The sequence below is a fragment of the Micromonospora sp. NPDC007230 genome, assembly GCF_042869115.1.
Taxonomy (GTDB): Bacteria; Actinomycetota; Actinomycetes; order Mycobacteriales; family Micromonosporaceae; genus Micromonospora.
This window is the reverse complement of the sequence record NZ_JBIAFE010000023.1, coordinates 1-23919: the sequence shown is the minus strand read 5'-3', so window position 1 is coordinate 23919 and position 23919 is coordinate 1. Positions and strand designations below refer to the sequence as shown.

The following is a 23919-nucleotide window of genomic DNA, read 5'->3' as shown; positions in this document are numbered from 1 at the left end:
GATCAAGAGGCGATCAGCCCCGACTGGTACGCGAAGACCACCAGCTGGGCCCGGTCCCGGGCGCCCAGCTTGACCATGGCCCGGCTGACGTGGGTACGCGCGGTGGCCGGGCTCACCACGAGCCGCTCGGCGATCTCGGCGTTGCTCAGCCCCTCGCCGACCAGCCCCACGACCTCCCGTTCCCGGTCGGTGAGGGTGTCCAGCCGCGGGTGCGGCCGGGGCACCCGGGCCGGCCGGGTGGCGAACTCCCGCACCACCCGCCGGGTCACCGACGGGGACAGCAGCGCCTCGCCCTCGGCGACCAGCCGGATCGCCCGGAGCAGCTCGGCCGGGCGGGTGTCCTTGGTCAGGAAACCGCTGGCCCCGTGCTGGAGCGCGTCGAAGACGTACTCGTCCAGCTCGAAGGTGGTCAGGACGACCACCCGGGTGCCGGCCAGCCCGGGGTCGGCGACGATCCGCCGGGTCGCCTCGATGCCGTCCACGCCGGGCATCCGGACGTCCATCAGGACCACGTCGGGGCGCTCCCGGCGGGCCAGCTCGACGGCGGCGAGCCCGTCGGCGGCCTCCCCGACCACCGCGAGGTCGTCCTCGCTCTCCACCAGGGCACGCAGCCCGATCCGGACCAGGTCCTGATCGTCCGCGAGCAACACCGTGATCATGTGGCCTCCTCCACCGGCAGTGTCGCGTACACCCGGAAGCCGCCGGCGGAGGCGGGGCCGGCGGTGAACGACCCGCCCAGCGCGGTGACCCGCTCCCGCATGCCGGCCAGGCCGTAACCGGCGGTCCCGCCCGGCGGCGCGGCGGCGCCCCGGCCGGTGTCGGTCACCTCCACGGTGACCTCGGTGGGCGCGTACCGGAGGCGGACGGTGGCGGTGGCCGGGCCGGCGTGGCGCAGCACATTGGTCAGCGCCTCCTGCACCACCCGGTACGCGGCCAGGTCCACCGCCACCGGCAACGCGCGGGGCTCCCCGTCGACCTCGACGGTCACCGGCACCCCGGCGCCGGCCAGCCGCTCGCGCAACTGCGGGAGCTGGGCCAGCCCGGGGGCCGGCGCCCGCTCGTCGACCGGCTCGTCGCGCCGCACGACGGTGAGGGTGACCCGCAGCTCGTCCAGCGCCTCCTTGCTGGTGCGGCTGATCGCGGTCAACGCCGCCTCGGCCTGCTCCGGCCGCTTGGCCAGCAGGTGCAGCGCGATCTCCGCCTGCATGTGGATGGCGGCGAGGCCGTGCCCGACCACGTCGTGCACCTCCCGGGCCACCCGCAGCCGTTCGGCGTCGGCCAGCCGGCGGGCCTCGTCCACCCGGTTGCGGGCCGCGCTCTCCCGGCCCAGCCGCACCGTGGTGCCCACCGCGAACGGCACGACCACCCAGGCGGCGGCGGGCATCAGGCCGAGCAGGCCGAGTGACCGGACGCCCACGAAGACGTGGAGCAGCAGCACGGCCAGGGCGAGGCCGCAGGCCACCGCTGCGGGCCGCAACGGCCGGTTCGCGGCCACCGTGTAAACCGCGACGAGGAACGAGAGCAGGATCGGCCCGTACGGGTAGCCGAGCACCAGGTACGCCGTGGTCGCCGTGGTGACCACGGCCAGGGTGGCCAGCGGCCAGCGCCGCCGAACGGCCAGGGCGAGCGCGGCCACCACGACCAGCGGGTACGTCGCCCGGCCGGTGCCCAGCCCCTGGTTGAAGCCGGCTGGCGCGGTGCCGAACAGGCCGATGACGAGCAGGGCCAGGGCGACCAGGGCGTCGAAGACGCCGTCGCCCCAGCCGCTCCGGTTCCGGTCCACGCCGTCCCTCCCCGCCGGCCTCAGCCGATGTCCCGCCGGCGCAGCAGCGCCCCGCCGATCACCGCGAAGGCGACCAGGTACGCCGCGACCACGAGGGCCGCCTGCCCGCCCCCGACCGTCGCCCCGACGCCGGGGGTGTCGCCGGGCGAGCCCAGCGCCGCGGCCAGCGACCCGGCGTTCGGGCCGGGCAGCCCCTTCTGCACCTGCGCCACCCAGTCGAGCAGCGGCGCGGCGATCGCGGCGAGCAGGTTCTGCACGGCGAGCATCCACACCAGCCCCAGACCGACCGGGAGCGCCACCGCCCGCAGGGCGACGGCGAGCACGGCACCGAGCATGGCCCACATCGTCGCGATGAGCCACCCCGCGCCGATCCCGGTGAGCAGGTCGCCGGCCGACGGCCAGTGCACCGGCTGCCCCTCGGCGAGCGCGATGAGCACGCTGGCCACCGCCCCGACCGCGAAGACGGCGAGCACCACGGCCAGCGCGGCGGCGGCGAGGGCGAGCAGTTTGCCGGCGTACACCTCCAGCCGGGACGGGCCCTGGGAGAGCACCGTCTTCCACGTGCCCCAGCCGTACTCGCCGCCGACGGTGAGCACCCCGAGGATCAGCACGATCGAGCCGAGGAAGACCGGCAGGCCGCCGAGCGAGTTACCGACCAGCTGGTCGGGCAGCAGCATGGGCAGGGTCCGGTCGGTGTTCGGCCCGGTCGTCCCGCCGGCGATGCTGGCGTACGGGAAGACGTAGGTGAAGATCAGCGCGAGCACCAGTGTGACGGCCAGCAGCAGCCAGGTCGCCGGGCGGCGGACCAGCTTGATCAGTTCGGCGCGGAAGCTACGCGACATCGGCCGTTCCCTTCTCGATGAGGTCGAAGAAGACCTGCTCCAGGTCCCGTTCGCGGGGGCGCAGCTCGCGCACGGCGAGCCCGGCGCCGACCAGCTCGGTGTTGAGCCAGGCGGCCCGCTCCGGATCGACGGCGAGCTCCAACGCGCCGTCGACCACCCGCACCCGCTCGGCGCCGACGAGCGTCCGGACCCGTGCCGCCGCCTCGTCGAGCGGGTCGGCGAGCACCCGCAGCCCGGCCGTGCCGCGCAGCTCGGTGACGCTCCCCTCGGCGATCAGCCGCCCCCGGGAGATCACCCCGACCCGGTCGCAGACCTGCTCGACCTCGCCGAGCAGGTGGCTGGAGACCAGGACGGTGCAGCCGCCCGCGCCGAGCCGGCGGATCAGCGTGCGCATGTCCGCCATGCCGGCCGGGTCGAGGCCGTTGGTCGGCTCGTCGAGGATCAGCAGGCGCGGGTCCTTGAGCAGGGCGGCGGCGACGCCGAGCCGCTGCTTCATGCCCAACGAGTAGCCGGCGTACCGGTCGCCGGCCCGGTCGGTGAGGTCGACCAGGTCGAGCACGAGCGCCACCCGGTCGGCGCCGACCCCGGCGTAGCGGGCGAGCACCGTCAGGTTGTCCCGCCCGGAGAGGTACGGATAGAAGGCGGGCCCCTCGATCAGCGCCCCGACCCCGGTGAGTCGGCCGGCGCCGGGTGGACGGCCGAGCAGCCGTACCGTGCCGGCGGTGGGGCGGACCAGCCCGAGCAGCATGCGCAGGGTGGTGGTCTTGCCGGCGCCGTTGGGGCCGAGGAAGCCGTACACCTCGCCGGGGTGCACGGTCAGGTGGAGGTCGTCGACGGCGGTCAGTGCGCCGTACCGCTTGGTGAGCCCTTCGGTGTGCACTGGCAGGTTCATGCCCCGAGACTGCCGCTTCCCGGGTCGGGCGGCGTCGCCCCGCGAGCGGCACCTCGCCTACGCCCCGGGACGTAGGCGGCGCCTACACGGCGGCGAGGACGGCGGCCTCGACGCGGTCCCGGTCGGCCCCGGAGGGCCAGCCGCCGACCAGGTAGAACACGTCCACCACGTCGGCGCCGAGGGTGGAGATCCGGGCCGCCCGGACCTGGGCGCCGGCCTCGTCGAGGGCGCAGCTGACCCGGTAGAGCAGCCCGGCCGCGTCGGCGGCGCGCAGCTCCAGCAGCACCGCGTCGGTGGCCGCCTCGCGGTGCCAGACCACCCGCGGCGCGGCGGCGCCCTGGCTGCGGGCGGCCAGGGCCCGGCCGCGCAGCCGCTGGGTGACCGAGACGTCGCCGGCGATCGCGCGGCGCAGGTCGGCGGTGAGCGCGATCGGGTCGGGCGCCAGGCCGTAGCGGGGCTGCACCCGGCACTCGACCAGGGCCCGCCCGTCGACCGTGGAGGCGTCCGCGGAGATCACCTCCAGGCGGTGCAGGGCCAGGCAGCCGGCCACCGTGGCCAGCAGGCCGCGTCGGTCCGCCGCGGCCACTGACACCCGGTCCTCCGCCAGGTGTACGACCGGCAGCGGCCCCTCGACCAGCGCCGGATCCGGGGCGGGCGGCGCCGGCACCACGCCGGTGTCCAGTGCGGTACGCACCCGGGCGACCAGCTCGGCGACGAGCCGCCCCTTCCAGTCGGACCAGGCGGCCGGCCCGGTGGCGGCGGCGTCGGCCCGGACCAGGGCGTGCAGCAGCTCCAGGGTGGTGGTGTCGCCGACCTGCTCGGCGACCCCGGCGACGGTCTTCGGGTCGGACAGGTCGCGCCGGGTCGCCACGTCGGGCAGCAGCAGGTGCAGCCGGACCAGTTCGCCGATCAGCGCGGCCTCGGCCGCGGGCAGCCCGATCCGGGCGGCCACCGCCTCGGCCAGCGGCGCCCCGACGATGCTGTGGTCGACGAAGGTGCCGGCCGGCTCAGGCCCGCCGGCCCGCCCGGCGGCACCGTCGCCGGGCAGTCCCTTGCCGATGTCGTGCAGGAGCGCGCCGAGCAGCAGCAGGTCGGGGCGGTCCACCTCGCGGGTGTGCCGGCTCGCCTCGTACGCGGTCTGCACCAGGTGCCGGTCGAGGGTGAACCGGTGCACCGGGTTGTGCTGGGGCAGGCTGCGCAGCCGGGTCCACTCGGGCAGCCAGCGGTCGACCAGGCCGTACCGGTCGCAGGTCTCCCAGGCGGGCACCAGGCCGGGACCGGCCCCGAGGAGGGTGATCAGCGCGGCCAGGGCGGCCGGCGGCCAGGGCGCGGGCAGCGGCGGGCAGTACGCGGCGAGCCACTCGCAGGTGGCCCGGGCGATCGGGAGCCGGGTGATGGCCGCGGCGGCGGCGACCCGCAGCGACAGGCTGGGGTCGGGCCGGGCGCCGATGGCGGTGCGGGCGAGCACCAGCTCCCCGTCGTGTTCGACGACGTCCCGGGCGACGGGGCGGCGGACCGGCCGCCCGTCGGTGCCCCGGCGGCGCCCGGAGCGAAGCCGGTCGGCGGCCCGCCAGGCGTCGTCGAGGGCGTGGCTGACGGTCCGCGCGTCCCCGGCGACCCGGCGCAGCAACGCGTCACCGTCGTCCACCACGCCCCCGGCGGCGGCGCCGGACGCGTCGAGCTGGAGTTGCCGCAGCCCGAGCAGCCCGGCGACGCCGTCGCGTTCCTGCGCGACGAGCCGGTCGACCCGGCGGCCGACCTGCTGATGCAGGGCGTCGCGGGTGTCGAGGAGCCGCCGGTGGGCGGCGTGCACGGCGGGGCGCAGCGCGTCGGTCACGCCGGCGGTGGCGATGGCCCGCAGGAGGCCGACGTCGCGCAACCCGCCGGCGGCCTCCTTCAGGTCGCCCTCGAGGAGGAAGGCCAGCTCGCCGTGCGTCTCCCAGCGGGCGGCGGTGATCTCCCGCAGCCGCGGAAGCTGCCGGACGGCGGTGCGCCGCCAGTGGTCGGCGGCGGTGCGGACGAGCTGGTCGGCGAGGGCCGGATCACCGGCCACGTGGCGGGCGTCGAGCAGGCCGAGGGCGACCTTGACGTCGTCCTGGGCGACCGAGAGCGCCTCGGCGACGGTCCGGACGGAGTGGTCGAGGCGCAGCCCGGCGTCCCAGATCGGATACCAGAGCGAGGCGGCCAGCTCGTCGATGCCGGGCACCCCGGCGTGCAGCAGCACCAGGTCGACGTCCCCGTACGGCGCGCACTGCCGCCGGCCCAGCCCGCCGACCGCGACCAGCGCGATCCCCGCCCGCCGCGGAAACACCGACCGCAACCACCGGTCGATCGCCTCCGCCCGCTGCGCCCGCGCCTGGGCCCCGATCCCCCCGGGTACGCCGACGACCTCGTTGACCAAGGGGTTCGCGTCGCCGTTCCCGGGGTGTCCCGACGCGTTCTCCTTGATCAACGAGGTCATCGAGGCATCCTCAGAGGGCGTCCAGGCCGCGCTCGCCCGTGCGGACCCGGACGACCTCCTCGACGCCGGTCACCCAGACCTTGCCGTCGCCGATCTTGCCGGTGCGGGCGGCGCCCACGATGGCGTCGACGATCTTGTCGACCTCCATCTCGTCGGTGAGCACCTCCACCCGGATCTTGGGCAGGAACTCGACCGTGTACTCGGCACCCCGGTAGACCTCGGTGTGCCCCTTCTGCCGGCCGTAGCCCTGGACCTCGCTGACGGTCAGGCCGGCCACGCCGAGGGCGTGCAGGGCCTCCTTCACCGCGTCCAGCTGGTACGGCTTGATGACCGCGGTCACCAGCTTCATGTCCATCCCCTCCATCACAGGAACGTTAACCGGCGACCTTCTCGCTGACCGGCGCGGCGGGCTCGTCCGACTCGTCGGTGGGCTCCGGGGCCGGCTTGGCGGCGCCGATCCCGGCCATCGCGAACGCGCCACCGGCGCTGCCGCCCGTGGTGGGCGACAGGTCGTACGCGCTCTCCGCGTGCTCGGCGACGTCGATGCCCTCGACCTCCGCCTCGGCGGAGACCCGGAACCCGATCGTCTTGTCGATCACGAAGCCGAGGGCGTAGGCGACCGCGAAGGAGTAGACCGTCACGATCAACGCACCCAGCACCTGCTTGCCGAGCAGGGTGGCGTTGCCCCCGACCAGAAGGCCGTCGCTGGTCACCAGCGAGCTCACCGAGGCCGTGCCGAACAGGCCGATCCACAGGCAGCCGATCCACCCGCCGACGAAGTGCACGCCGACCACGTCGAGAGAGTCGTCGTAGCCGAGCCGGTACTTCAGGCCCACCGCGAGGGCGCAGACCGCACCGGCGACGAGGCCCAGCAGCACCGCCGCGGCCGGGGTGATGAAGGCGCACGCCGGGGTGATCGCGACCAGCCCGGCCACCGCGCCGGAGGAGGCCCCGACCAGGGTCGGCTTGCCGTCGCGTACCCACTCCACCACGAGCCAGCCGAGCAACGCGGCGGCGGTGGCCACCTGGGTGTTGATGAAGGCCAGCGCGGTGACCCCGTCGGCGGTCAGCTCGGAGCCGGCGTTGAAGCCGAACCAGCCGAACCAGAGCAGCCCGGCGCCGAGCGCGACCAGCGGGACGTTGTGCGGCTTGGCGCTCTCCCGGGGCCAGCCGACGCGCTTGCCGAGGACCAGCACCAGCGCGAGCGCCGCGGCGCCGGCGTTGATGTGCACGGCCGTGCCGCCGGCGAAGTCGAGGGCGCCGATGTCGCCGCCGATCAGGCCACCGCCCCACACCATGTGCGCGACCGGGAAGTAGACCAGGGTGGCCCAGCCGAAGGCGAACACCAGCCAGCCGGCGAACTTGGTCCGGTCGGAGAGCGCGCCGCTGATCAGGGCGACGGTGATGACGGCGAACATCATCTGGAAGGCGATGAAGACGTAGAGCGGGATGCCGGTCTCGCCCCACAGGTCGCTCTCGCCGACGAACGTCTTGGTGCCCAGGTACTGCCCCAGGTCGCCGATGAACTTGCCGCCCTCACCGAAGGCGACGGTGAAGCCGTAGAAAAGCCACAGGATGCTGATGAGCCCGATGGACGAGAAGCTCATCATCATCATGTTGAGTACGCCCTTGGACCGGTTCAGGCCGCCGTAGAACAGCGCGAGACCCGGCGTCATGAGCAGCACGAGCGCAGACGACAGGAGCAACCAGGCGGTGTTGCCGGTGTCGATCTCCACGCTGCCTCCTCTCGGTGTGGATGTCCTCCTTCCGACTGAGTCCTGGCAGCGTCGCCCGTCAGCCGGTTGCGCGGAAGCTTGCTCGGCGGCTGTTTCCTGCACCGACACCGCTCGATTTCCGGCGGGTGACGGATTGTTTCCGGCGTGTGAAGAACGCCGATCATGGCCGGGGAAACGGAAAGAGCGGCCGTTCCAGGGAGGAACCGGCCACTCTTTCCGAGGGATGGGAGGTCAGCGCAGGGCGTACTCCAGGGCGTGCCGCTCGTAGTCGAGCAGCCGCAGGTCACGCATGGGGCGCCGGAGGTGGCCCTTGTGCACGATCCGGACGAACGCCGGGTCGCCCGCCGCGGCCATCCGCCGGATGCCCTCGACGTGGTCGACGACCCGCTTGCGGATGGTGCGGATCAGCCGGTGCCGGTCGCGCGGGATCAGCCCGTACGCGTCGGCGAACAGCCGCAGCCGGCGGGGCCGGTCCGGGTGCTTCCAGCCCAGCGTGATCGAGTCCCGGTCGGAGAAGATCGGCACCCAGGTCCAGGCCGCGTACGCCACGTCGTAGATCCGCGCGCCGGGCGAGGCCAGGTCGAAGTCGATCAACCCGAGCGTGCCGTCCGGCCGCCAGATCACGTTGTGCGGGGCGGCGTCGTGGTGGCAGATCACCTCGGTGTCCGGCGGGGGCGGGCCGAACGAGCGCCAGACCGCCCCCGGCGGCGGGTTGAAGCCGTACTGGGCGTCGTGGAACATCCGCAACATGGTCGCCACGGTCACCAGGGCCTCGTCGGTGACCCAGTGCGGGGCCAGCGGATACTCCCCGCACTCCCCCTCCAGGTACGACAGGACCTCCCGGTTCCGCTCGTCCATGCCGAGGGCGCGCGGGGCGCCGGTGAAGCCGACGTACTCCAGGTGCCGCAGCAGGGCGTGCACCGAGGGGGTCCAGGGGCCGGCGTTGCGCCGGACCGTGTCGCCCACCCGGACCACGGTGCTCACGTTCCCGCCGTGCAGCGGGATCTCCTGTGAAGTCACGTACGGTCTCCCGAGGCGCGGCGACGGGTGGCTGGGGTCGCGCCACCCGGCGTAGGCGCGATCGTCGGTCATCACGTCGAGGCTACGCGTCCCGGGCGAGCGGCTCGGTCCCGAGCAGCGCGTCGACGAACTGCACGGGGTCGAACGGGGCCAGGTCGTCCGGGCCCTCGCCGAGGCCGACCAGCTTGACCGGGATGCCGAGCTTGCGCTGTACGGCGATCACGATGCCGCCCTTGGCGGTCCCGTCGAGCTTGGTCAGCACCACGCCGGTGACGTTCACCACCTCGGTGAAGACCCGGGCCTGCTCCAGGCCGTTCTGGCCGGTGGTGGCGTCGAGCACCAGCAGGGTCTCGTCGATCGGGCCGTGCTTCTCCACCACCCGCTTGACCTTGCCCAGCTCGTCCATCAGGCCGATCTTGTTCTGCAGGCGGCCGGCGGTGTCGATCAGCACGGTGTCGACCTTGGTGTCGATGCCCCGCTTGACCGCGTCGAAGGCGACGCTGGCCGGGTCGGCGGCCTCGGGCCCGCGGACGGTCTCCGCGCCGACCCGGCTGCCCCAGGTCTCCAGCTGGTCGGCGGCGGCGGCCCGGAAGGTGTCGGCCGCGCCGAGCAGCACGGTGTGCCCGTCGGCGATCAGCACCCGGGCGATCTTGCCGCAGGTGGTGGTCTTGCCAGCGCCGTTGACCCCGACCACCAGGAGCACCCCGGGCAGGCCCACCTTGGGGTCGGCGTTCAGCGACCGGTCCAGCGCCGGGTCGAGGGCGGTGACCAGCTCGGTGGCGAGCAGCGCGCGCAGCTCCCCGGTGGACCGCGTGCCGAGCACCCGGGTCCGCTCCCGGAGCCGGTCGACGATCTCCCGGGTGGCGTCGATGCCGACGTCGGCGGTGATCAGGCTGTCCTCGATCTCCTCCCAGGCGTCCTCGTCCAGGCGCTCGCGGCTGAGCAGGCCGAGCAGGCCCCGGCCGAAGACGTTCTGCGAGCGGGACAGCCGGGAGCGCAGCCGGACCAGCCGGCCGGCGGTGGGCTCGGGCACCTCGATCGGCACCTCGACCACCGGCGGCACCTCGACCAGGACCCCGGTGGACACCTCCGCCTCGGGCGCCTGGACCGGTGGGCCGGCCAGGTCCTCCTCAGCCCGGGTCTCGACCTCCGTCCTCGGCAGCGGCGGCCCGGGGCGCCGGCGCAGCCGGGGCACCACGAGGCTGAGGCCGCCGATGATCAGCACGCCGAGCAGGGCGATGATGACGAGGAGGTATTCCTTCATGCCCGAAATCCTGTCAGATGCCGGCGGCGGCGTCCCACTCACCGCCTCCGCACGCGGTCGAGCTGCGGGTACGCTCGCCGCAGCCAGGCGTGCCGAACCCGCCGGCCGGGTAGAAAAGGTGAGCGTTTTTCCCCTCGGAGGTGCCCGTGCCCAGCTCCCGCCTGCTCATCGGTCCGCTGCTGCGGCGGGTCGTCGGTACGCGGGCGACGGTCTGGGTGGAGACCAGCGCGCCCGCGGTGGTCACGGTCCGCACGGCCAGCGGCGCCACGGGCAGCGCGCCGACCTTCTCGGCGTACGACCACCACTACGCGATCGTGGTGGTGGCGGGGCTGGACCCGGACAGCGTCACGACCTACGAGGTGCTGATCGACGACGAGGTCGCCTGGCCGGTCCCGGAGAGCGGCTTTCCGCCCAGCGTCATCCGTACCCGGGCCGCGGACGACCGGGACCAGCCGGTGAGCCTGATCTTCGGCTCGTGCCGGGAGACCACCCAGCACGCGACCGCCCGGAAGCTGCCCCCGGACGCGCTGGACGCGTACGCCCGACGGCTGATGGCCGACCCGGACCGGGCCGCCCGGCCCGACCTGCTGGTGCTCCTCGGCGATCAGGTCTACGCCGACATCACCTCGCCGACCGTGCGCCGGCTGCTCAGGCGGCGCCGGCGCCGGCCGAAGGGCGCCCCGGCGACCCAGGTGGTGAGCTTCGACGAGTACACCAAGCTCTACCTGGAGTCCTGGCGCGACCCGGAGATCCGCTGGCTGCTCTCCACCGTGCCCAGCGTGATGATCTTCGACGACCACGAGGTGATCGACGACTGGAACACCTCGGCCTGGTGGCGGGCGGACATGCGCGAGCAGCCCTGGTGGGCGGAGCGGATCCGCAGCGGGCTCGCCTCCTACTGGGTCTACCAGCACCTGGGCAACCTGTCCCCGGACGAGATCGCCGCCGACCCGGTGTACGCCAAGGTCACCGCCGCGGAGGACGCCACCGGGGTGCTGCACGAGTTCGGCGACCGGGTCGACAAGGAGGCCGACCTCGCGCACGACACCGAGCGCTGGCGGGCCGTGCAGTACCAGTGGAGCTACGCGCTGGACCTGGGGCGGACGCGGCTGGTCATGCTGGACAACCGCTCCAGCCGGGTGCTGGAGTCGGGCAACCGGGCGATGCTGCCGCCGGGCGAGTGGTCCTGGTTCCTCGACCGGGCGCACGGCGTCTACGACCACCTCGTCGTCGGCGCCTCGCTGCCCTGGTTGCTGCCGCCGGGCATCCATCACGTCGAGACGTGGAACGAGCGGCTCGCCGACTCCCGGCGGCGCTGGGTGGCGTCGCTCTCCGAGCGGATCCGGCGGGCCTGCGACCTGGAGCACTGGGGGGCGTTCCGGCGCTCCTTCGACGCCCTCGCCGAGCTGTTCGCCCGGCTGGGCAGCGGGACCCCCGCCGGGCCGGGGGCACGGGTCGGCGCCGGGCCGGCGTACGCGCCACCGGCCTCGATCAGCGTGCTCTCCGGGGACGTGCACCACTCGTACGTGGCCCGGGTCCGGTTCGCCGACCGGAGCGTCCGCACCCCGGTGCACCAGCTCACCTGTTCCCCGATCCACAATCAGGTGCCGGCGGGGATGCGTCCGCTGATGCGGCTCGGCTGGCACCCCGGGCCGGCCGGGGCCGCCCGCGCGCTGGCCCGCTCGGCCGGGGTGCCCCGGTCGAGTGTGCGGTGGAAGAAGCTGGCCGGGCCGTACTTCGGCAACGCGGTGGCCACGCTGACCCACCGGGGCCGGTCGGCCGAGGTGGTGATCGAGGGCACCACCGGCGACGGTCACCTCCGTACGGTGGCTCGGCAGCAGCTCAGCGACCAGGCGTGAGTACGCTTCCCCCGTGGAGGATCACCTGCCGGAGACCCTGCGCGCGGTGGAGCACGAGTTGACCGCGCTGCTGCGCCGCGGACGGGCGCTGTCCTGGGAGATCGCCCGGGAGGTCCATCCCAACCTGGAGCCGAACGCGTACGGGCTGCTGCTCTGGCTGCGGCGGTGCGGCTCGATCCGGCTCACTGACCTGGCCGCCCGGCTCGGCATCGGCAAGGGCACGCTCAGCCGGCAGATCCACGGCCTGGAGGGGCTGGGTCTGGTCCGCCGTGACCCGGACCCGACCGACCGGCGGGCGGCGCAGCTCAGCCTCACCGAGGAGGGCACCCGCCGGTTCGACGCGGCGCGGGCGGCCCGACTCGGGCAGATCCGGCGCACGATGGAGAGCTGGCCGAAACAGGACGTCGAGGACTTCGCCCGGCTGATGCACAAGTTCAACGAGACCTTCTGATCCGGGGCTCGCCCAGGAATACCTCTGGTTGCCACCCGGTTGTTGCTTGAGGCAACCAAAGTTCTACGGTTGCCTGAGGCAACCCACCCCCGACCTGCTCCGGAGGCAATCACGATGACCCAGGCGACAGCGCCCACCCGGGCGACCGCCGGCGACATGACCCACCGGCAGATCCTGGAGGCACTCTCCGGCCTACTGCTGGGCATGTTCGTCGCGATCCTCTCCTCCACGGTCGTCTCGAACGCGCTGCCGCGGATCATCACCGAGCTGCACGGCGGCCAGTCCGCGTACACCTGGGTGGTCACCTCGACGCTGCTGGCGACCACCGCCACCACCCCGATCTGGGGCAAGCTCGCCGACCTGACCAGCAAGAAGGTCCTGGTCCAGCTCGCCCTCGGCATCTTCGTGCTGGGCTCGGTGCTGGCCGGGCAGTCGCAGACCACCGGCGAGCTCATCGCCTGCCGGGTGCTCCAGGGCGTCGGCGCGGGCGGCCTGACCGCCCTCGCCCAGGTGATCATGGCGACGATGATCGCTCCGCGTGAGCGCGGCCGCTACAGCGGCTACCTCGGCGCCGTGATGGCCCTCGGCACCATCGGCGGCCCGCTCATCGGCGGCGTCATCGTCGACACCGACTGGCTCGGCTGGCGCTGGTGCTTCTACGTCGGCGTGCCGTTCGCCGTGCTCGCCCTGATCGTGCTCCAGAAGACCCTGCACCTGCCCGTGGTGAAGCGCCCGGCGAAGATCGACTGGTGGGGCGCCACCCTGATCACCGCGGCCGTCTCGCTGCTGCTCATCTGGGTCACCCTGGCCGGCGACAAGTACGACTGGATCTCCTGGCAGAGCGCGGCCATGGTGGTCGGGGCGGTGCTGCTCGGCGCGCTGGCCATCCGCGTGGAGCAGCGGGCCAGCGAGCCGCTGATCCCGCCGCGCCTGTTCCGCAACCGCACCATCACCCTGGCCGTGGTCGCCAGCATCGCGGTCGGCGTGGGCATGTTCGGCGCCTCGGTCTTCCTCGGCCAGTACTTCCAGATCAGCCGCGGCCAGAGCCCGACCATGTCCGGCCTGATGACCTTGCCGATGATCGGCGGCCTGCTGGTCGCCTCCACGGTCGTCGGCCGGATCATCACCAACACCGGCCGCTGGAAGCGGTACCTGGTCGCCGGCTCGGTCCTGCTCACCGCCGGCTTCGCCACCATGGGCACGCTGCGCGCGGACACCCCGTACTGGCGGATCGCCATCTTCATGGCGCTGATCGGCCTCGGGCTCGGCATGACCATGCAGAACCTGGTGCTCGCCGTGCAGAACACGGTCGGCACGCACGAACTCGGCGCGGCCAGCTCGGTGGTCGCCTTCTTCCGTAGCCTCGGCGGCGCGATCGGCGTGAGCGCGCTCGGCGCGGTGCTCGGCCACAAGGTCAGGGACTACCTCGCCGAGGGGCTGGCCGGGCTCGGCATCAAGGCGTCCAGCTCCGTCAGCGGCGGCACCCTGCCCGACGTGCACACGCTGCCCGCCCCGATCCGGGCGGTCGTCGAGGCCGCGTACGGGCACGGGGCCGGGGACATCTTCCTGGCCGCCGCCCCGTTCGGCCTGATCGCGCTGATCGCGGTCGTCTTCATCAAGGAGGTGCCGCTGCGCCGGCACAACGGCGACGCGATCTCCGTCGAGGTCGAGCGGGAGTCGACCGTCGCCGCCGGCGGCGGGGCCTCGGTGGTCCGGACCGGCATCCAGGAGTGACCCCATGAGCGAGCGAATCAGCCAGCTCAGTGCGTCGGTGCCTCATGGCTTCGCCGACCGCAGGCAGGCGAAGCCATGAGTGCATCCGTCGAGCGTGAGGAGTACGGCCCGGAGGCCCGGCCGCTGCCGTTCGAACGCGGCACGGACGGCCCCCGGGTGGTGCTGGTCGGCGTGGACGGCACCCGCACCTCGCTGCGGGCCGCCGCGTACGCGGCCGGGCTGGCCCGGCGGCAACGCTCCGGCCTGGTCGTGGTGTTCGTCAGTTCCCCGACCCCGTACGCCGGGATCATGACCGGGGTGGTGGCCGGGGCGATCCAGCAGACCCACGACGAGCTGGCCGCCGAACTGCGCGACGAGTGCCGGCGTGGCGCCGAGGAGTTGGGCCTGCCGGTCACCTTCCTGTGCCGGCGTGGGGACGCGTACGCCGAACTCTGCGCGGCGGCCGACGAGACCCGGGCCGACCTGGTGGTGGTCGGGGCGTCCGAGCAGGCCGGGCACCGGCTGGTCGGCTCGGTCGCCACCCGCCTGGTGCGCACCGGCCGGTGGCCCGTCGTGGTGGTGCCCTGAGCTGTGCGGGAGGAGGCCCCTCTCCACGCCTGGCGTGGTCCCTTTCACCGCCGCGGGCGGTAATCGGGTCGCCGGTGTCGGACTCGGTCGCCAGGATGGCGGGCATGACCTGGAGAGCGCCGGAGATCACCCGGAAGAACGAGCCCTACGTCGGCGACGAGCGCACCATGCTCGAAGGCTGGCTCGACTACCACCGCGACACCCTGCTGCTGAAGTGTGCGGGCCTGACCGCCGAACAGTTGAAAACCCCGAGCGTCGAGCCGTCCGGCCTCACCCTGCTCGGCCTCGTCCGGCACCTGACCGAGGTCGAGCGCTGGTGGTTCCGGATCCGGGCCGCCGGCGAGCCGCTCGACAGCGTCTACTGCACCGACGCCTCCCCGGACGGGGACCTGGACGACATCGCCGACGCCGACGCGGCGGCCGACTTCGCCGCCTACGCCGCCGAGGTCGAGGCGGCCCGGCAGGCCGCCGCCAACCTCACGCTGGACCAGACGTTCACCCGCCGACGTCGCGACGGCGGCGCCGACGAGATCAACGTCCGCTGGGTGTACGTCCACATGATCGAGGAGTACGCCCGGCACAACGGGCACGCCGACCTGATCCGGGAGCGGATCGACGGCGTCACCGGTGACTGAGCCGCGCGCATCCCCCGACCGGCCACCGGCACCCGACCAACGGGTCTCGTGATCCGCCCCACCGTCCAAACTCCACCGGCCCCGGCCCCGGCCCCGGCCCCGGCAACCGGCCGTCCGGGTGAACCGTCCGGCTCGGTGGACGGGTCGTGGCCAGGCCCGTCCCCGCCGCTCACCCGCCCTCGCCGGGCGCCGCGACGGACACGGGGGCCGCCGAGGCGGGAGCGCATCCCCGAGGTGGTGTGGGGCGAGGCCGACCAGCGGACGCCCGGGTCCCGCAGCCCGGCGCCGTGGAGCGGACGTTGCTCGCCGACTCCCCCTACTCACGGCACGGCGCGACGCACCGGCAGCACACCCACGTCTACCGGGCATCCTCCGGAGCCTGGGTGTTCATCGCCGGCTCGCTGGGCTGGGCCCGGGTGCTCGCCGACCCGGCGGCCGCCGATCCCCGGCTGGCCCGGGCCACCCTGAACCTGTTGCAGCGTGGTGCGGTAGCGCGGTGCGCGGCCCGGCTCAGAACGCCAGCGCGGCGCGCAGGTAGCGCAGGTCCTCCGGGCCGCTCCAGCGGTGCGCGGACAGGCCGGCCACCCGGGCACCCGAAACGTTCCGGTCCTCGTCGTCGACGAACAGCACCCGCGCCGGCGACGTCTCCAGCGCCGCACAGGCCGCCTGGAAGTACTCCTTGGCCGGCTTGTTCACCCCGACCACCGAGGAGTTGACCACCGCGTCGAAGTCGTCGGTGAGGCCGAGGGCGGTCAGGTCGGCGTCGAGCTGGTCGGTGGCGTTGGTGCCCAGCCCCACCCGTACGCCCGCCTCCCGCACCTGGCGGACGAAGGCGAGCACCTCCAGGTCGATTTCGCCCCGGTAGCGCTGCCACTGCTCGACCGCGGCGCGGGCCCGTTCGGCACCCACCGACGGGGTGAGCGCGTCCGCCACGCTGGCTGTCCACTGGGTGTGGCTGACCTGTCCGGTGAGCACCGGCTGGAGCAGCCCCCACGACATGGCGATCTCGCCGAGTACGCCCTCGCTGAGCCCGTACTCCTGCTCGACGCCGGCGGCCACCGCCGGGTCCCACCGGCGCAGCACGCCGTCGAAGTCCACCAGGAGCGCCGTCGCGCGTTCCCGACTCACTCGTCTTTCTCCTGCCCGTCGTCGGCCCGGTTGAGCCGTTGGCTGATCACCTGGGTGACCCCGCTGCGCATGGTCACGCCGTACAGCGCGTCGGCGATCTCCATGGTCCGCTTCTGGTGGGTGATCACGATGAGCTGGCTCTTCTCGCGCAGCTGCGCCAGCAGCGTGATCAGGCGGCCCAGGTTCACGTCGTCGAGCGCCGCCTCCACCTCGTCCATGATGTAGAACGGGCTGGGCCTGGCGCGGAAGATCGCCACCAACATGGCCACCGCGGTCAGCGAACGCTCCCCGCCGGAGAGCAGCGACAGCCGCTTGATCTTCTTGCCGGGCGGCCGGGCCTCCACCTCGACACCGGTGGTCAGCAGATCCTCCGGGTCGGTGAGCACCAGCCGCCCCTCGCCACCGGGGAAGAGCACGGTGAACACCTGCTCGAACTCCCGCGCGGTGTCCTCGAACGCGCTGGCGAAGACCTCCAGGATCCGGTCGTCGACGTCCTTGACCACGGTGAGCAGGTCCCGGCGGGTGGCCTTCAGGTCCTCCAACTGCTCGGAGAGGAACTTGTAGCGCTCCTCCAGCGCGGCGAACTCCTCGAGGGCGAGCGGGTTGACCTTGCCGAGCAGAGCCAGCTCCCGTTCCGCCTTGGCGGCCCGCTTCTCCTGCACCGGCCGCTCGTAGCGGACCGGCTCGGGCACTGGCAGGCCGTCCTTCTCCGCCGCCGCCACGTCCGCGTCGGTGGGCGGGACCAGCTGGTCCGGGCCGTACTCGGCGATCAGCGTCGCCACGTCGAGGCCGAAGTCCTCGGCGGCCTTCGCCTCCAACTGCTCGATGCGCAGCCGCTGCTCGGCGCGGGCCACCTCGTCCCGGTGCACCTGGCTGGTCAGCCGTTCCAGTTCGGCGCCGAGCCGCTTGGCCGCGCCGCGTACCTCGGACAGCTCGGCCTCGCGGGCGGCGCGGTCGCGGGCCACGGCGTCGCGCTGCTCCTCGGCACGGGCGATGGAGACGGTGAGCCGGGTCAGCGCCTCCCGGGCCCCGCCCACCACGGCCCGGGCGATGGCCGCGCCGCGGGTTCGGGCCGCCCGCCGGGCTGCCGCGCGCTCCCGCGCGGCCCGCTCGGCGTTCGCCTGCCGCGCGAGGGAGTCGGCCCGGCCGGCGATCGAGGAGACCCGCTCCTCGGCGGTACGCACGGCGAGCCGGACCTCCATCTCGTTCTGCCGGGCCTGCGGCACCATCGCGGCGAGCTGGTCGCGCTCCTCGGTGGACGGTTCGGCGTCGATCGGGGTGACCTCGGCCAGCCGCAGCCGTTCCTCCAGCTCGGCCAGCGCCTGCAGGTCGCGTTCCCGGGCCGCCTCGGCGCGGGCCCGGGACTCGCCGAGCCGGTCGGTCTCGGCCTTCGCCGACCGCGCGGCGGCACCCAACTCGGCCAGCCGGCGGGCGGCGGCGTTGCGGTGGCTCTCCGCCTCCCGCTTGGCGGCGGCGGCGTGCTGTACGGCCTCTTTCGCAACGGCCACCTCGGCGCGCGCCTCGACGAGCTGCTCGCGCAGCTCGGCACTGCTGCGCTCGGCGACGAGCCGGTTGGTCCGGGCCTCCTCGACGGCCGCCTGCACCTCGATGTAGCTGGGCGCCTTGGCCGACCCGCCGGCCGCCGCGTACGCGCCGACCACGTCGCCGTCCGGGGTGACCGCGCGCAGCTCCGGGTTGCCGGCGACCAGTTCGGCCGCGGCCGACAGGTCGTCGACCAGCACCACGTCACGCAGGGCCCGGTGCACCGCCGGGCGGATCTCGGCGGAGCACTCCACGAGGTCGGGCGCCCAGTGGGCGCGGTCGGGCAGTTTCGGGCGCAGCGCGTCGGCCGGGCCGTCCATGCCGGGCCCGGCGGAGCTGCCGACCAGCAGGCCGGCCCGCCCGGCGTCGGAGATCTTGAGCAGGCGCATCGCCTCGACGGCCTCGTCCACGCCGGTGACGGCGACCGCGTCGGCGAGCCCGCCGAGCGCGGCGGCGAGCGCCGCCTCGTGGCCGGGCGCGACGGTGAGCAGCCCGGAGAGGCTGCCCAGCAGGCCGGGCACCTGGTCGGCGCGAGCCAGCAGCGCCCCGGCACCGTCCTTGCGGCGCAGGCCGAGGGCGAGCGCCTCCTCCCGGGCCTTCCAGGTGGCCGCGTCCTTCTCGGCGGCTCGCTCGGCGTCGGCGAGGCTGCGGACCCCGGCCTGCGCCTTCTCGTGGGCGGCCACCGCCTCGGCGTGCCGGGCGTCCAGGTCGGCGTTGTCCCGGTCCGCCTCGGTGGACTGCTCGGCGACCGCGTCGAGCTCGGCCTGGGCGGTCTCGGCGCGGGCCAGTGCGTCGGCGTGCGCGGCGGCGAGCCGTTCGATCTCCTCGCCGGCGCTGGTGGTGCGCGCCCGGGCCGAGTTGACCTGGCCGGTCAGCCGGGCCAACCCCTCCCGCCGGTCGGCGATGGCCTTGGCCGCCGCGACCAGTTCCCGCTCGGCGGCGGCGAGCTGCCGTTCCAGCTCCTGCCGGTGCTCGACCGCCTCGGCCAGCCGGATCTGGTCCTCGGTGAGCGCCGCGCGCAGCTCCTCCTCCTGCTCGCGGACCCGCTGCGACTCCGCCTCCAGCTGGTCGGGGTCGCGGCCGGGGCGCTCGTCGTCGGGGGTGGCGCTGAGGTGGCGCAGCCGTTCCCGGGCGAGCTGCTCGATGGAACGGAACCGCTCCTGGAGCGCGGAGAGCTTGTACCAGGTGTCCTGGGCCGCGGCGAGCAACGGGGCGTCCTCGGCGAGGGCGGCCTCCAGCTCACCGAGGCGGGCCTGCACCTCGGTGTGCTCCGCCTCGATCTGTTCGCGCCGCTCGCGCAGCGCGGTCTCGTCGGCGATCTCCTTGTCGAGCGTGGTCCGCAGGGTGTGCAGGTCGTCGGCGAGCAGCCGCAGCCGGGCGTCGCGCAGGTTGGCCTGGATGGCGGCGGCGCGGCGGGCCACCTCGGCCTGCCGGCCCAGCGGCTTGAGCTGGCGGCGCAGCTCGGCGGTGAGGTCGGTGAGCCGGTTGAGGTTGGTCTGCATCGCGTCGAGCTTCCGCAGCGCCTTCTCCTTGCGCTTGCGGTGCTTGAGGACGCCGGCCGCCTCCTCGATGAACGCGCGGCGGTCCTCCGGTTTGGCGTGCAGCATGCCGTCGAGCCGGCCCTGGCCGACGATGATGTGCATCTCCCGGCCGATGCCGGAGTCCGACAGCAGCTCCTGGATGTCGAGCAGCCGGCAGGAGTCGCCGTTGATCTCGTACTCGCTCTCGCCGGAGCGGAACATCCGGCGGGTGATGGAGACCTCGGTGTACTCGATCGGCAGCGCGCCGTCGGTGTTGTCGATGGTGAGGGTGACCTCGGCGCGGCCCAGCGGCGCCCGGCCGGCGGTGCCGGCGAAGATGACGTCCTCCATCTTGCCGCCGCGCAGCGCCTTGGCGCCCTGCTCACCGAGCACCCAGGCGATGGCGTCGACGACGTTGGACTTGCCGGAGCCGTTCGGGCCGACCACGCAGGTGATCCCGGGCTCCAGCTTCAGCGTCGTCGCGGAGGCGAAGGACTTGAAGCCCTTCACCGTCAGGCTCTTGAGATGCACCTTCTCGATCCTCGTCCGGTGGCCGCCGTACCGTCGCCGGCTGCGCGGACCTGGTGAACCCGCAGACTAACCCGCCGCCGGGGAGACCCCGGTACGCGACCCACCCCGCGCCGGTCATGTCCGGTTCCCGGCGACGTCACGAAACTGCAAGATCGTATTCGCGGCCACGGTCGCCGGCGGCAATTTCCCCGACGATCACCAGATCGGAAGATGTGGCGCGAAAAACAAAACCTACGCACAGAGCTGCGCGCCGGCACTACGGTGTCGGCGCGCTTTTTCGGGTGGTGCGATTCAGTTTTCCGACAGCTCGAGATCAGGTCAGTGCGGGCTCGGCCAGTCGGAGGAGGTCGTCAGCCTCCGCCGCAGCCGCCGCAAGCCGATCATTGTCGGCGCGCAGACGCGTGATCTCGAACTCCAGTGCCTGAACCCTGGCACGCAGTCGGGTGACCTCGTCGAGCATACGCCGGTCGGGCGCTGCACCTACGTGGCCGTAGAGGGCCTTCGCCATGCTGACTCCTTGATATGCGCTGCCGGAAAGGCCGGCCAACGCGCGCCCATGATGTTCGCGGCTGTCATACCAGCAAAATGCGGGCATGACTGGGCGCGACTGGCGACACCTATATATTGAGCCTTAAACCCCTCCTTCGTCAAGTTCTCGCAGGCCGTAGATCATCTCCAGGTCGACCTGTCCACTTGTCGGGGGGCTGCCGTGAGGCGCGGACACGCTCTGTCCGGACGCCTTTACTGTACGCCCGGAAATGTGTGAACGCCTCACCCTCCGCGTCGGGTTCCCCTTAACTCTTTCTTAGCCGCGTTGCCGCAGGTCGCGGCGCACCCGTAGCGTCAGCCCGGCCCGCAACCGAACCGTGGAGGCGACAGGCGTGTATCGCTGGACCGACCCGACCGAACCGGACGGCGTTCCCCGACGCCCCGAGCCGCCGACCGACGAGGGCCCGGCCTGGCTCACCGACCGGCCGGAGCCGCGGTCGGCGTACCTCTTCGGGGACGAGCCGGAGCGGCCGGGCGCGGACCGGACCGACCTGCCGACCGACGTCTGGCAGGCCGGCGCACCGGACGCCCCGTTCGAGCGGGCCGCCGGCTGGCACCCCACCGCGGAGCCCACCGGCGCCTGGCAGCCGGAACAGGACGCCGGCTGGCGCCCGGCCGGGGAGCCCACCTCCGGCTGGCAGCGGGAGGACGAGCCGGCCGCCGGCTGGCATCCGGCGGAGGAGCCCACGGCCGCCTGGCGGCCGGTCACCGACCCCGCCGCGGAGGAGCCGGGCCGGCACCGGCAGAAGCGGCGGTTCCCGCGTCCGCTCCTGGTCGGCGGGGCCGCCGCCGTGGCGACCCTGGTGGCGAGCCTGGGCGTGGCCGCCGCGGTGCTGCCCGGCGGTGACCAGCGGACCGAGTCGACTTCCGCGGAGGAGCCGGTGGCCGCCGCCCCGCTCGTGCCCAGCAGCACCGAAGATGCCCCCGGCGACGCCCTCGCGGCGCCCACCACCCCCACCGCCGCCCCGACCAGCGCCCGGCCGAGCCCGACCCGGACGACCGCCCCGAAGCCGAGCCGGACCACCGCCCCGTCCCGGCAGCTCGCGCGCAGCGCCGCACCCCCGGCCACCCGCAGCGCCGCCGCACCGAACGGCATCAGCGCCGAACTCCAGCAGGTCGTCGACCTGGTCAACAAGGAGCGGGCCAAGGCCGGCTGCAAGGCGCTGACCGTCAACTCCAAACTCATGCTGGCCGCCCAGCGGCACAGCCAGGACCAGGCCGATCACAGGACGATGTCGCACGACGGCAGCGACGGAAGCGACGCCGGCGACCGGCTCGACCGGGTCGGCTACGCCTGGCGGGCCTACGGCGAGAACGTCGCCTGGAACCAGCAGACCCCGGCCGCGGTGATGGACGCCTGGATGAACAGCCCGGGCCACCGGGCCAACATCCTGAACTGCTCATACACCGAGATCGGTGTCGGTGTCGCGCGGAGCAACGGGCCGTACTGGACCCAGGACTTCGGCACCCCGCGCTGACCGGCGCGTCGTGACCGGGTCCGCACTCGTTTGACCGGGTGAGGTACGCCGCGGCCAGCTGGCCGCACCGGCCGGACCGGTACGTCCGGGGCGGATCGGCGTACCCGCTGGGGGCGGTGAGGTGCCGCCCGCGACCCGGGAGCTGTCGATGCGGATCCGGCTGGCGCCGGCCGCGCCGCGCACCCGGCCAGCCCGTGTCCTCCCCCGCGGGCTGTGCCGGGGCGTGGCGGCCGTCATGACGGTGCTGCTGCTCGCCCCGGTACCCGGTTGCGAGCGGCCGCTCGTCCCGCCCGGCGCGCCCACCCCGTGGCCCGCCGAACTGGCCCGGCGCTGGCAGTGGCAGTGGCAACTCACCGGCCCGCTGGACGTCACCGCCGACGCGGACGTCTTCGTGCTCGACCCGGTCCGCACCACCTCCGCCGAGACAACCGCGCTGCGCGCCCGGGACCGCCGGCTGGTCTGCCAGGTCAGCGTCGGCACCTACGCACCCACCGACCCGGACGCCAGCCGCTTTCCTGCGGACCTGCGCGGCAGCCCGGTGACCGACCGCCCGGAGCGCCGTTGGCTGGACGTCCGCCGCTGGGACACGCTGGAGCCGGTGCTCGCGGACCGGCTCCGGCTGTGCCGGGGCAAGGGCTTCGGCGCGGTGGCGCTCGACGACGCCGACGGCTACCTGCACCGGCCCGGCTTCCCGCTCGACTTCGACGACCAGTTGCTGTTCAACCGGCGGCTGGCCGCCCTGGCCCGCCAGCTCGACCTCTCCCCCGGGCTGGTCGGGGACGTGCCGCAGGTGGCCGCGCTGGCCCCCGACTTCGACTTCGCCGTCAACCAGGAGTGCGTACGCCGGCGCGAGTGCGCCAAGCTGCTGCCCTTCGCCGACGCGCACAAGCCGGTCTTCCACGTGGAATACACCGGCACCCCGACCACGTTCTGCGTCACCACGGTCGGCTACGGCTTCGCCTCCATGCGCAAGGACCGGTCGCTGGACGCCTGGCGGGAGCCCTGCCCCCTGTCGTGACCGCCCCGCCGGCACGCGCCGGCGGCGCGTGGCGGGCGGGACAGCTCGGGCGGGCCGGCAGCGGCGGAGGGGCGGGCCGCGGATGCGGCCCGCCCGTCCGGGATGGGGTGGGTCAGCGAGCGCCGACCAGTTCCGGGGTGGGGGTGGGCGGATCGGCGGGCGGGGTGGCCGGCCGGGCGCGCAGGAAGCGCGGGGCCCACCAGTTCGCGTCGCCCAGCAGGGTCATCAGAGACGGCAGCACCACCGCCCGGATGATCGTGGCGTCCAGCAGGATCGCCGCGGCCAGCCCGATGCCGAGCTGCTTCATGTCGATCGTGCTCAGCGTCGCGAAGATCGAGAAGACCCCGACCATGACGATCGCCGCGCTGGTCACCACGCCCGCCGACGAGGTGATCCCGTATGCCACCGCGTCGCGGTTCGGCAGGCCGTCCCGGACGCCCTCGCGGATCCGGCTGACCACGAAGACGTGGTAGTCCATGGAGAGCCCGAAGAGCACCACGAACAGGAACAGCGGCAGCCAGGTGACGATCGCGTCCATCGAGGTGAAGCCGAGCAGCCCCTCCGCCCAACTGCCCTGGAAGACCAGCACCAGCAGGCCGTACGCGGCGCCGGCGGAGAGCAGGTTCAGCAGGATCGAGGTGAGCGCGACCACCACCGACCGGAAGGTCCAGGCCATCACCAGGAAGGTCAGCGCCAGCACGAAGGCGGCCACGATCGGCAGCTTCTCCCGGATGTGCTGCGCGTAGTCCTCGTTGGCGGCCACCGCGCCGCCGACCGCGTACTCGATGCCGGGAATGCCGCGCAGCGCGGCCGGGACTAGTGCCCCGTCATGCAGCCTTGAACGGGTAATCCGGGTGGCGGATCTTGGATCCCGTGGCGAATGCGGTTTTGGGTTTGGCGCGTTGGTTG

Annotated in this window: 20 protein-coding genes and 1 pseudogene; 7 read left to right on the top strand and 14 right to left on the bottom strand. The window is 73.8% G+C overall.

The genetic code is table 11. From position 1 onward, the window contains the following. Positions 1-2: 2 nt before the first annotated feature. The 9 genes from ACFYML_RS27285 to ftsY form a co-directional block, all read right to left on the bottom strand. The gene (locus ACFYML_RS27285) at positions 3-659 is read right to left on the bottom strand and encodes a response regulator (protein WP_387423347.1); all 657 of its coding nucleotides are present in this window, start codon (positions 657-659) and stop codon (positions 3-5) included. Beyond that, positions 656-1783, bottom strand: coding sequence for a sensor histidine kinase (locus ACFYML_RS27280; RefSeq protein ID WP_387423345.1), 1128 nt, complete (start codon positions 1781-1783; stop codon positions 656-658). The genes ACFYML_RS27285 and ACFYML_RS27280 overlap by 4 nt, the downstream gene beginning before the upstream one ends. A 20-nt stretch (positions 1784-1803) precedes the next feature. Next, on the bottom strand, positions 1804-2625 hold the full coding sequence (locus ACFYML_RS27275) for an ABC transporter permease subunit (protein WP_387423344.1): 822 nt from the start codon (positions 2623-2625) through the stop codon (positions 1804-1806). Continuing rightward, positions 2615-3517: an ABC transporter ATP-binding protein gene (locus ACFYML_RS27270; protein WP_387423343.1), complete on the bottom strand. Its 903-nt coding sequence runs from the start codon at positions 3515-3517 to the stop codon at positions 2615-2617. The genes ACFYML_RS27275 and ACFYML_RS27270 overlap by 11 nt, the downstream gene beginning before the upstream one ends. Before the next feature lie 82 nt (positions 3518-3599). Then, a complete protein-coding gene (locus ACFYML_RS27265; protein ID WP_387423342.1) occupies positions 3600-5978 on the bottom strand; it encodes a [protein-PII] uridylyltransferase in 2379 nt (792 codons plus the stop codon). A gap of 10 nt (positions 5979-5988) precedes the next feature. Further along, a complete protein-coding gene (locus ACFYML_RS27260; RefSeq protein ID WP_198940156.1) occupies positions 5989-6327 on the bottom strand; it encodes a P-II family nitrogen regulator in 339 nt (112 codons plus the stop codon). Positions 6328-6352: 25 nt separating this feature from the next. Then, positions 6353-7714: an ammonium transporter gene (locus ACFYML_RS27255; RefSeq protein WP_387423341.1), complete on the bottom strand. Its 1362-nt coding sequence runs from the start codon at positions 7712-7714 to the stop codon at positions 6353-6355. Between the two features lie 231 nt (positions 7715-7945). After that, positions 7946-8806: an aminoglycoside phosphotransferase family protein gene (locus ACFYML_RS27250; RefSeq protein WP_357433725.1), complete on the bottom strand. Its 861-nt coding sequence runs from the start codon at positions 8804-8806 to the stop codon at positions 7946-7948. 10 nt (positions 8807-8816) lie between these two features. Further along, positions 8817-9998 (bottom strand): signal recognition particle-docking protein FtsY, encoded by a 1182-nt coding sequence (ftsY, locus tag ACFYML_RS27245; protein ID WP_387423340.1) that lies wholly within the window; start codon positions 9996-9998, stop codon positions 8817-8819. 146 nt (positions 9999-10144) lie between these two features. Here ftsY and ACFYML_RS27240 point away from each other — a divergent pair, with 146 nt between their 5' ends. From ACFYML_RS27240 to ACFYML_RS27220, 5 genes are all read left to right on the top strand, one after another. Beyond that, the gene (locus ACFYML_RS27240; protein WP_387423339.1) at positions 10145-11857 is read left to right on the top strand and encodes an alkaline phosphatase D family protein; all 1713 of its coding nucleotides are present in this window, start codon (positions 10145-10147) and stop codon (positions 11855-11857) included. Between the two features lie 13 nt (positions 11858-11870). Then, the gene (locus ACFYML_RS27235) at positions 11871-12308 is read left to right on the top strand and encodes a MarR family winged helix-turn-helix transcriptional regulator (RefSeq protein WP_241825026.1); all 438 of its coding nucleotides are present in this window, start codon (positions 11871-11873) and stop codon (positions 12306-12308) included. A gap of 114 nt (positions 12309-12422) precedes the next feature. Next, entirely contained in the window at positions 12423-14042 is a 1620-nt protein-coding gene (locus ACFYML_RS27230; protein WP_387423338.1) for an MDR family MFS transporter, read from the top strand. Between the two features lie 75 nt (positions 14043-14117). Next, entirely contained in the window at positions 14118-14609 is a 492-nt protein-coding gene (locus ACFYML_RS27225) for a universal stress protein (protein ID WP_357433734.1), read from the top strand. A 104-nt stretch (positions 14610-14713) separates the two neighbouring features. Further along, on the top strand, positions 14714-15244 hold the full coding sequence (locus ACFYML_RS27220) for a DinB family protein (protein WP_387423337.1): 531 nt from the start codon (positions 14714-14716) through the stop codon (positions 15242-15244). Between the two features lie 510 nt (positions 15245-15754). On the opposite strand, the gene ACFYML_RS27215 is transcribed toward ACFYML_RS27220, so the two are convergent. The 3 genes from ACFYML_RS27215 to ACFYML_RS27205 all read right to left on the bottom strand — a co-directional run bounded on the left by ACFYML_RS27215 (position 15755) and on the right by ACFYML_RS27205 (position 20473). Further along, entirely contained in the window at positions 15755-16372 is a 618-nt protein-coding gene (locus ACFYML_RS27215; RefSeq protein WP_387423336.1) for an HAD family hydrolase, read from the bottom strand. Beyond that, positions 16369-19965: a chromosome segregation protein SMC gene (gene smc / locus ACFYML_RS27210; protein ID WP_387423335.1), complete on the bottom strand. Its 3597-nt coding sequence runs from the start codon at positions 19963-19965 to the stop codon at positions 16369-16371. Before smc ends, ACFYML_RS27215 begins: the two co-directional genes overlap by 4 nt. A 313-nt stretch (positions 19966-20278) precedes the next feature. Next, positions 20279-20473: a hypothetical protein gene (locus tag ACFYML_RS27205; RefSeq protein ID WP_073832502.1), complete on the bottom strand. Its 195-nt coding sequence runs from the start codon at positions 20471-20473 to the stop codon at positions 20279-20281. A 373-nt stretch (positions 20474-20846) separates the two neighbouring features. Between ACFYML_RS27205 and ACFYML_RS27200 the strand changes: the two genes are divergently transcribed. Together ACFYML_RS27200 and ACFYML_RS27195 are read left to right on the top strand one after the other, a co-directional pair. After that, on the top strand, positions 20847-21992 hold the full coding sequence (locus ACFYML_RS27200; RefSeq protein WP_387423334.1) for a CAP domain-containing protein: 1146 nt from the start codon (positions 20847-20849) through the stop codon (positions 21990-21992). Between the two features lie 148 nt (positions 21993-22140). After that, positions 22141-23010 carry an endo alpha-1,4 polygalactosaminidase gene (locus tag ACFYML_RS27195; RefSeq protein WP_387423333.1) on the top strand — a complete coding sequence of 290 codons (870 nt, stop codon included), beginning with the start codon at positions 22141-22143 and terminating at the stop codon, positions 23008-23010. 112 nt (positions 23011-23122) lie between these two features. Here the strand turns inward: ACFYML_RS27195 and ACFYML_RS27190 are convergent, their stop codons facing one another. Both ACFYML_RS27190 and ACFYML_RS27185 read right to left on the bottom strand, forming a co-directional pair. Continuing rightward, a complete protein-coding gene (locus tag ACFYML_RS27190) occupies positions 23123-23773 on the bottom strand; it encodes an MMPL family transporter (protein ID WP_387423434.1) in 651 nt (216 codons plus the stop codon). A 64-nt stretch (positions 23774-23837) separates the two neighbouring features. Beyond that, positions 23838-23919: pseudogene (locus ACFYML_RS27185) on the bottom strand (transposase); the annotation flags it as partial.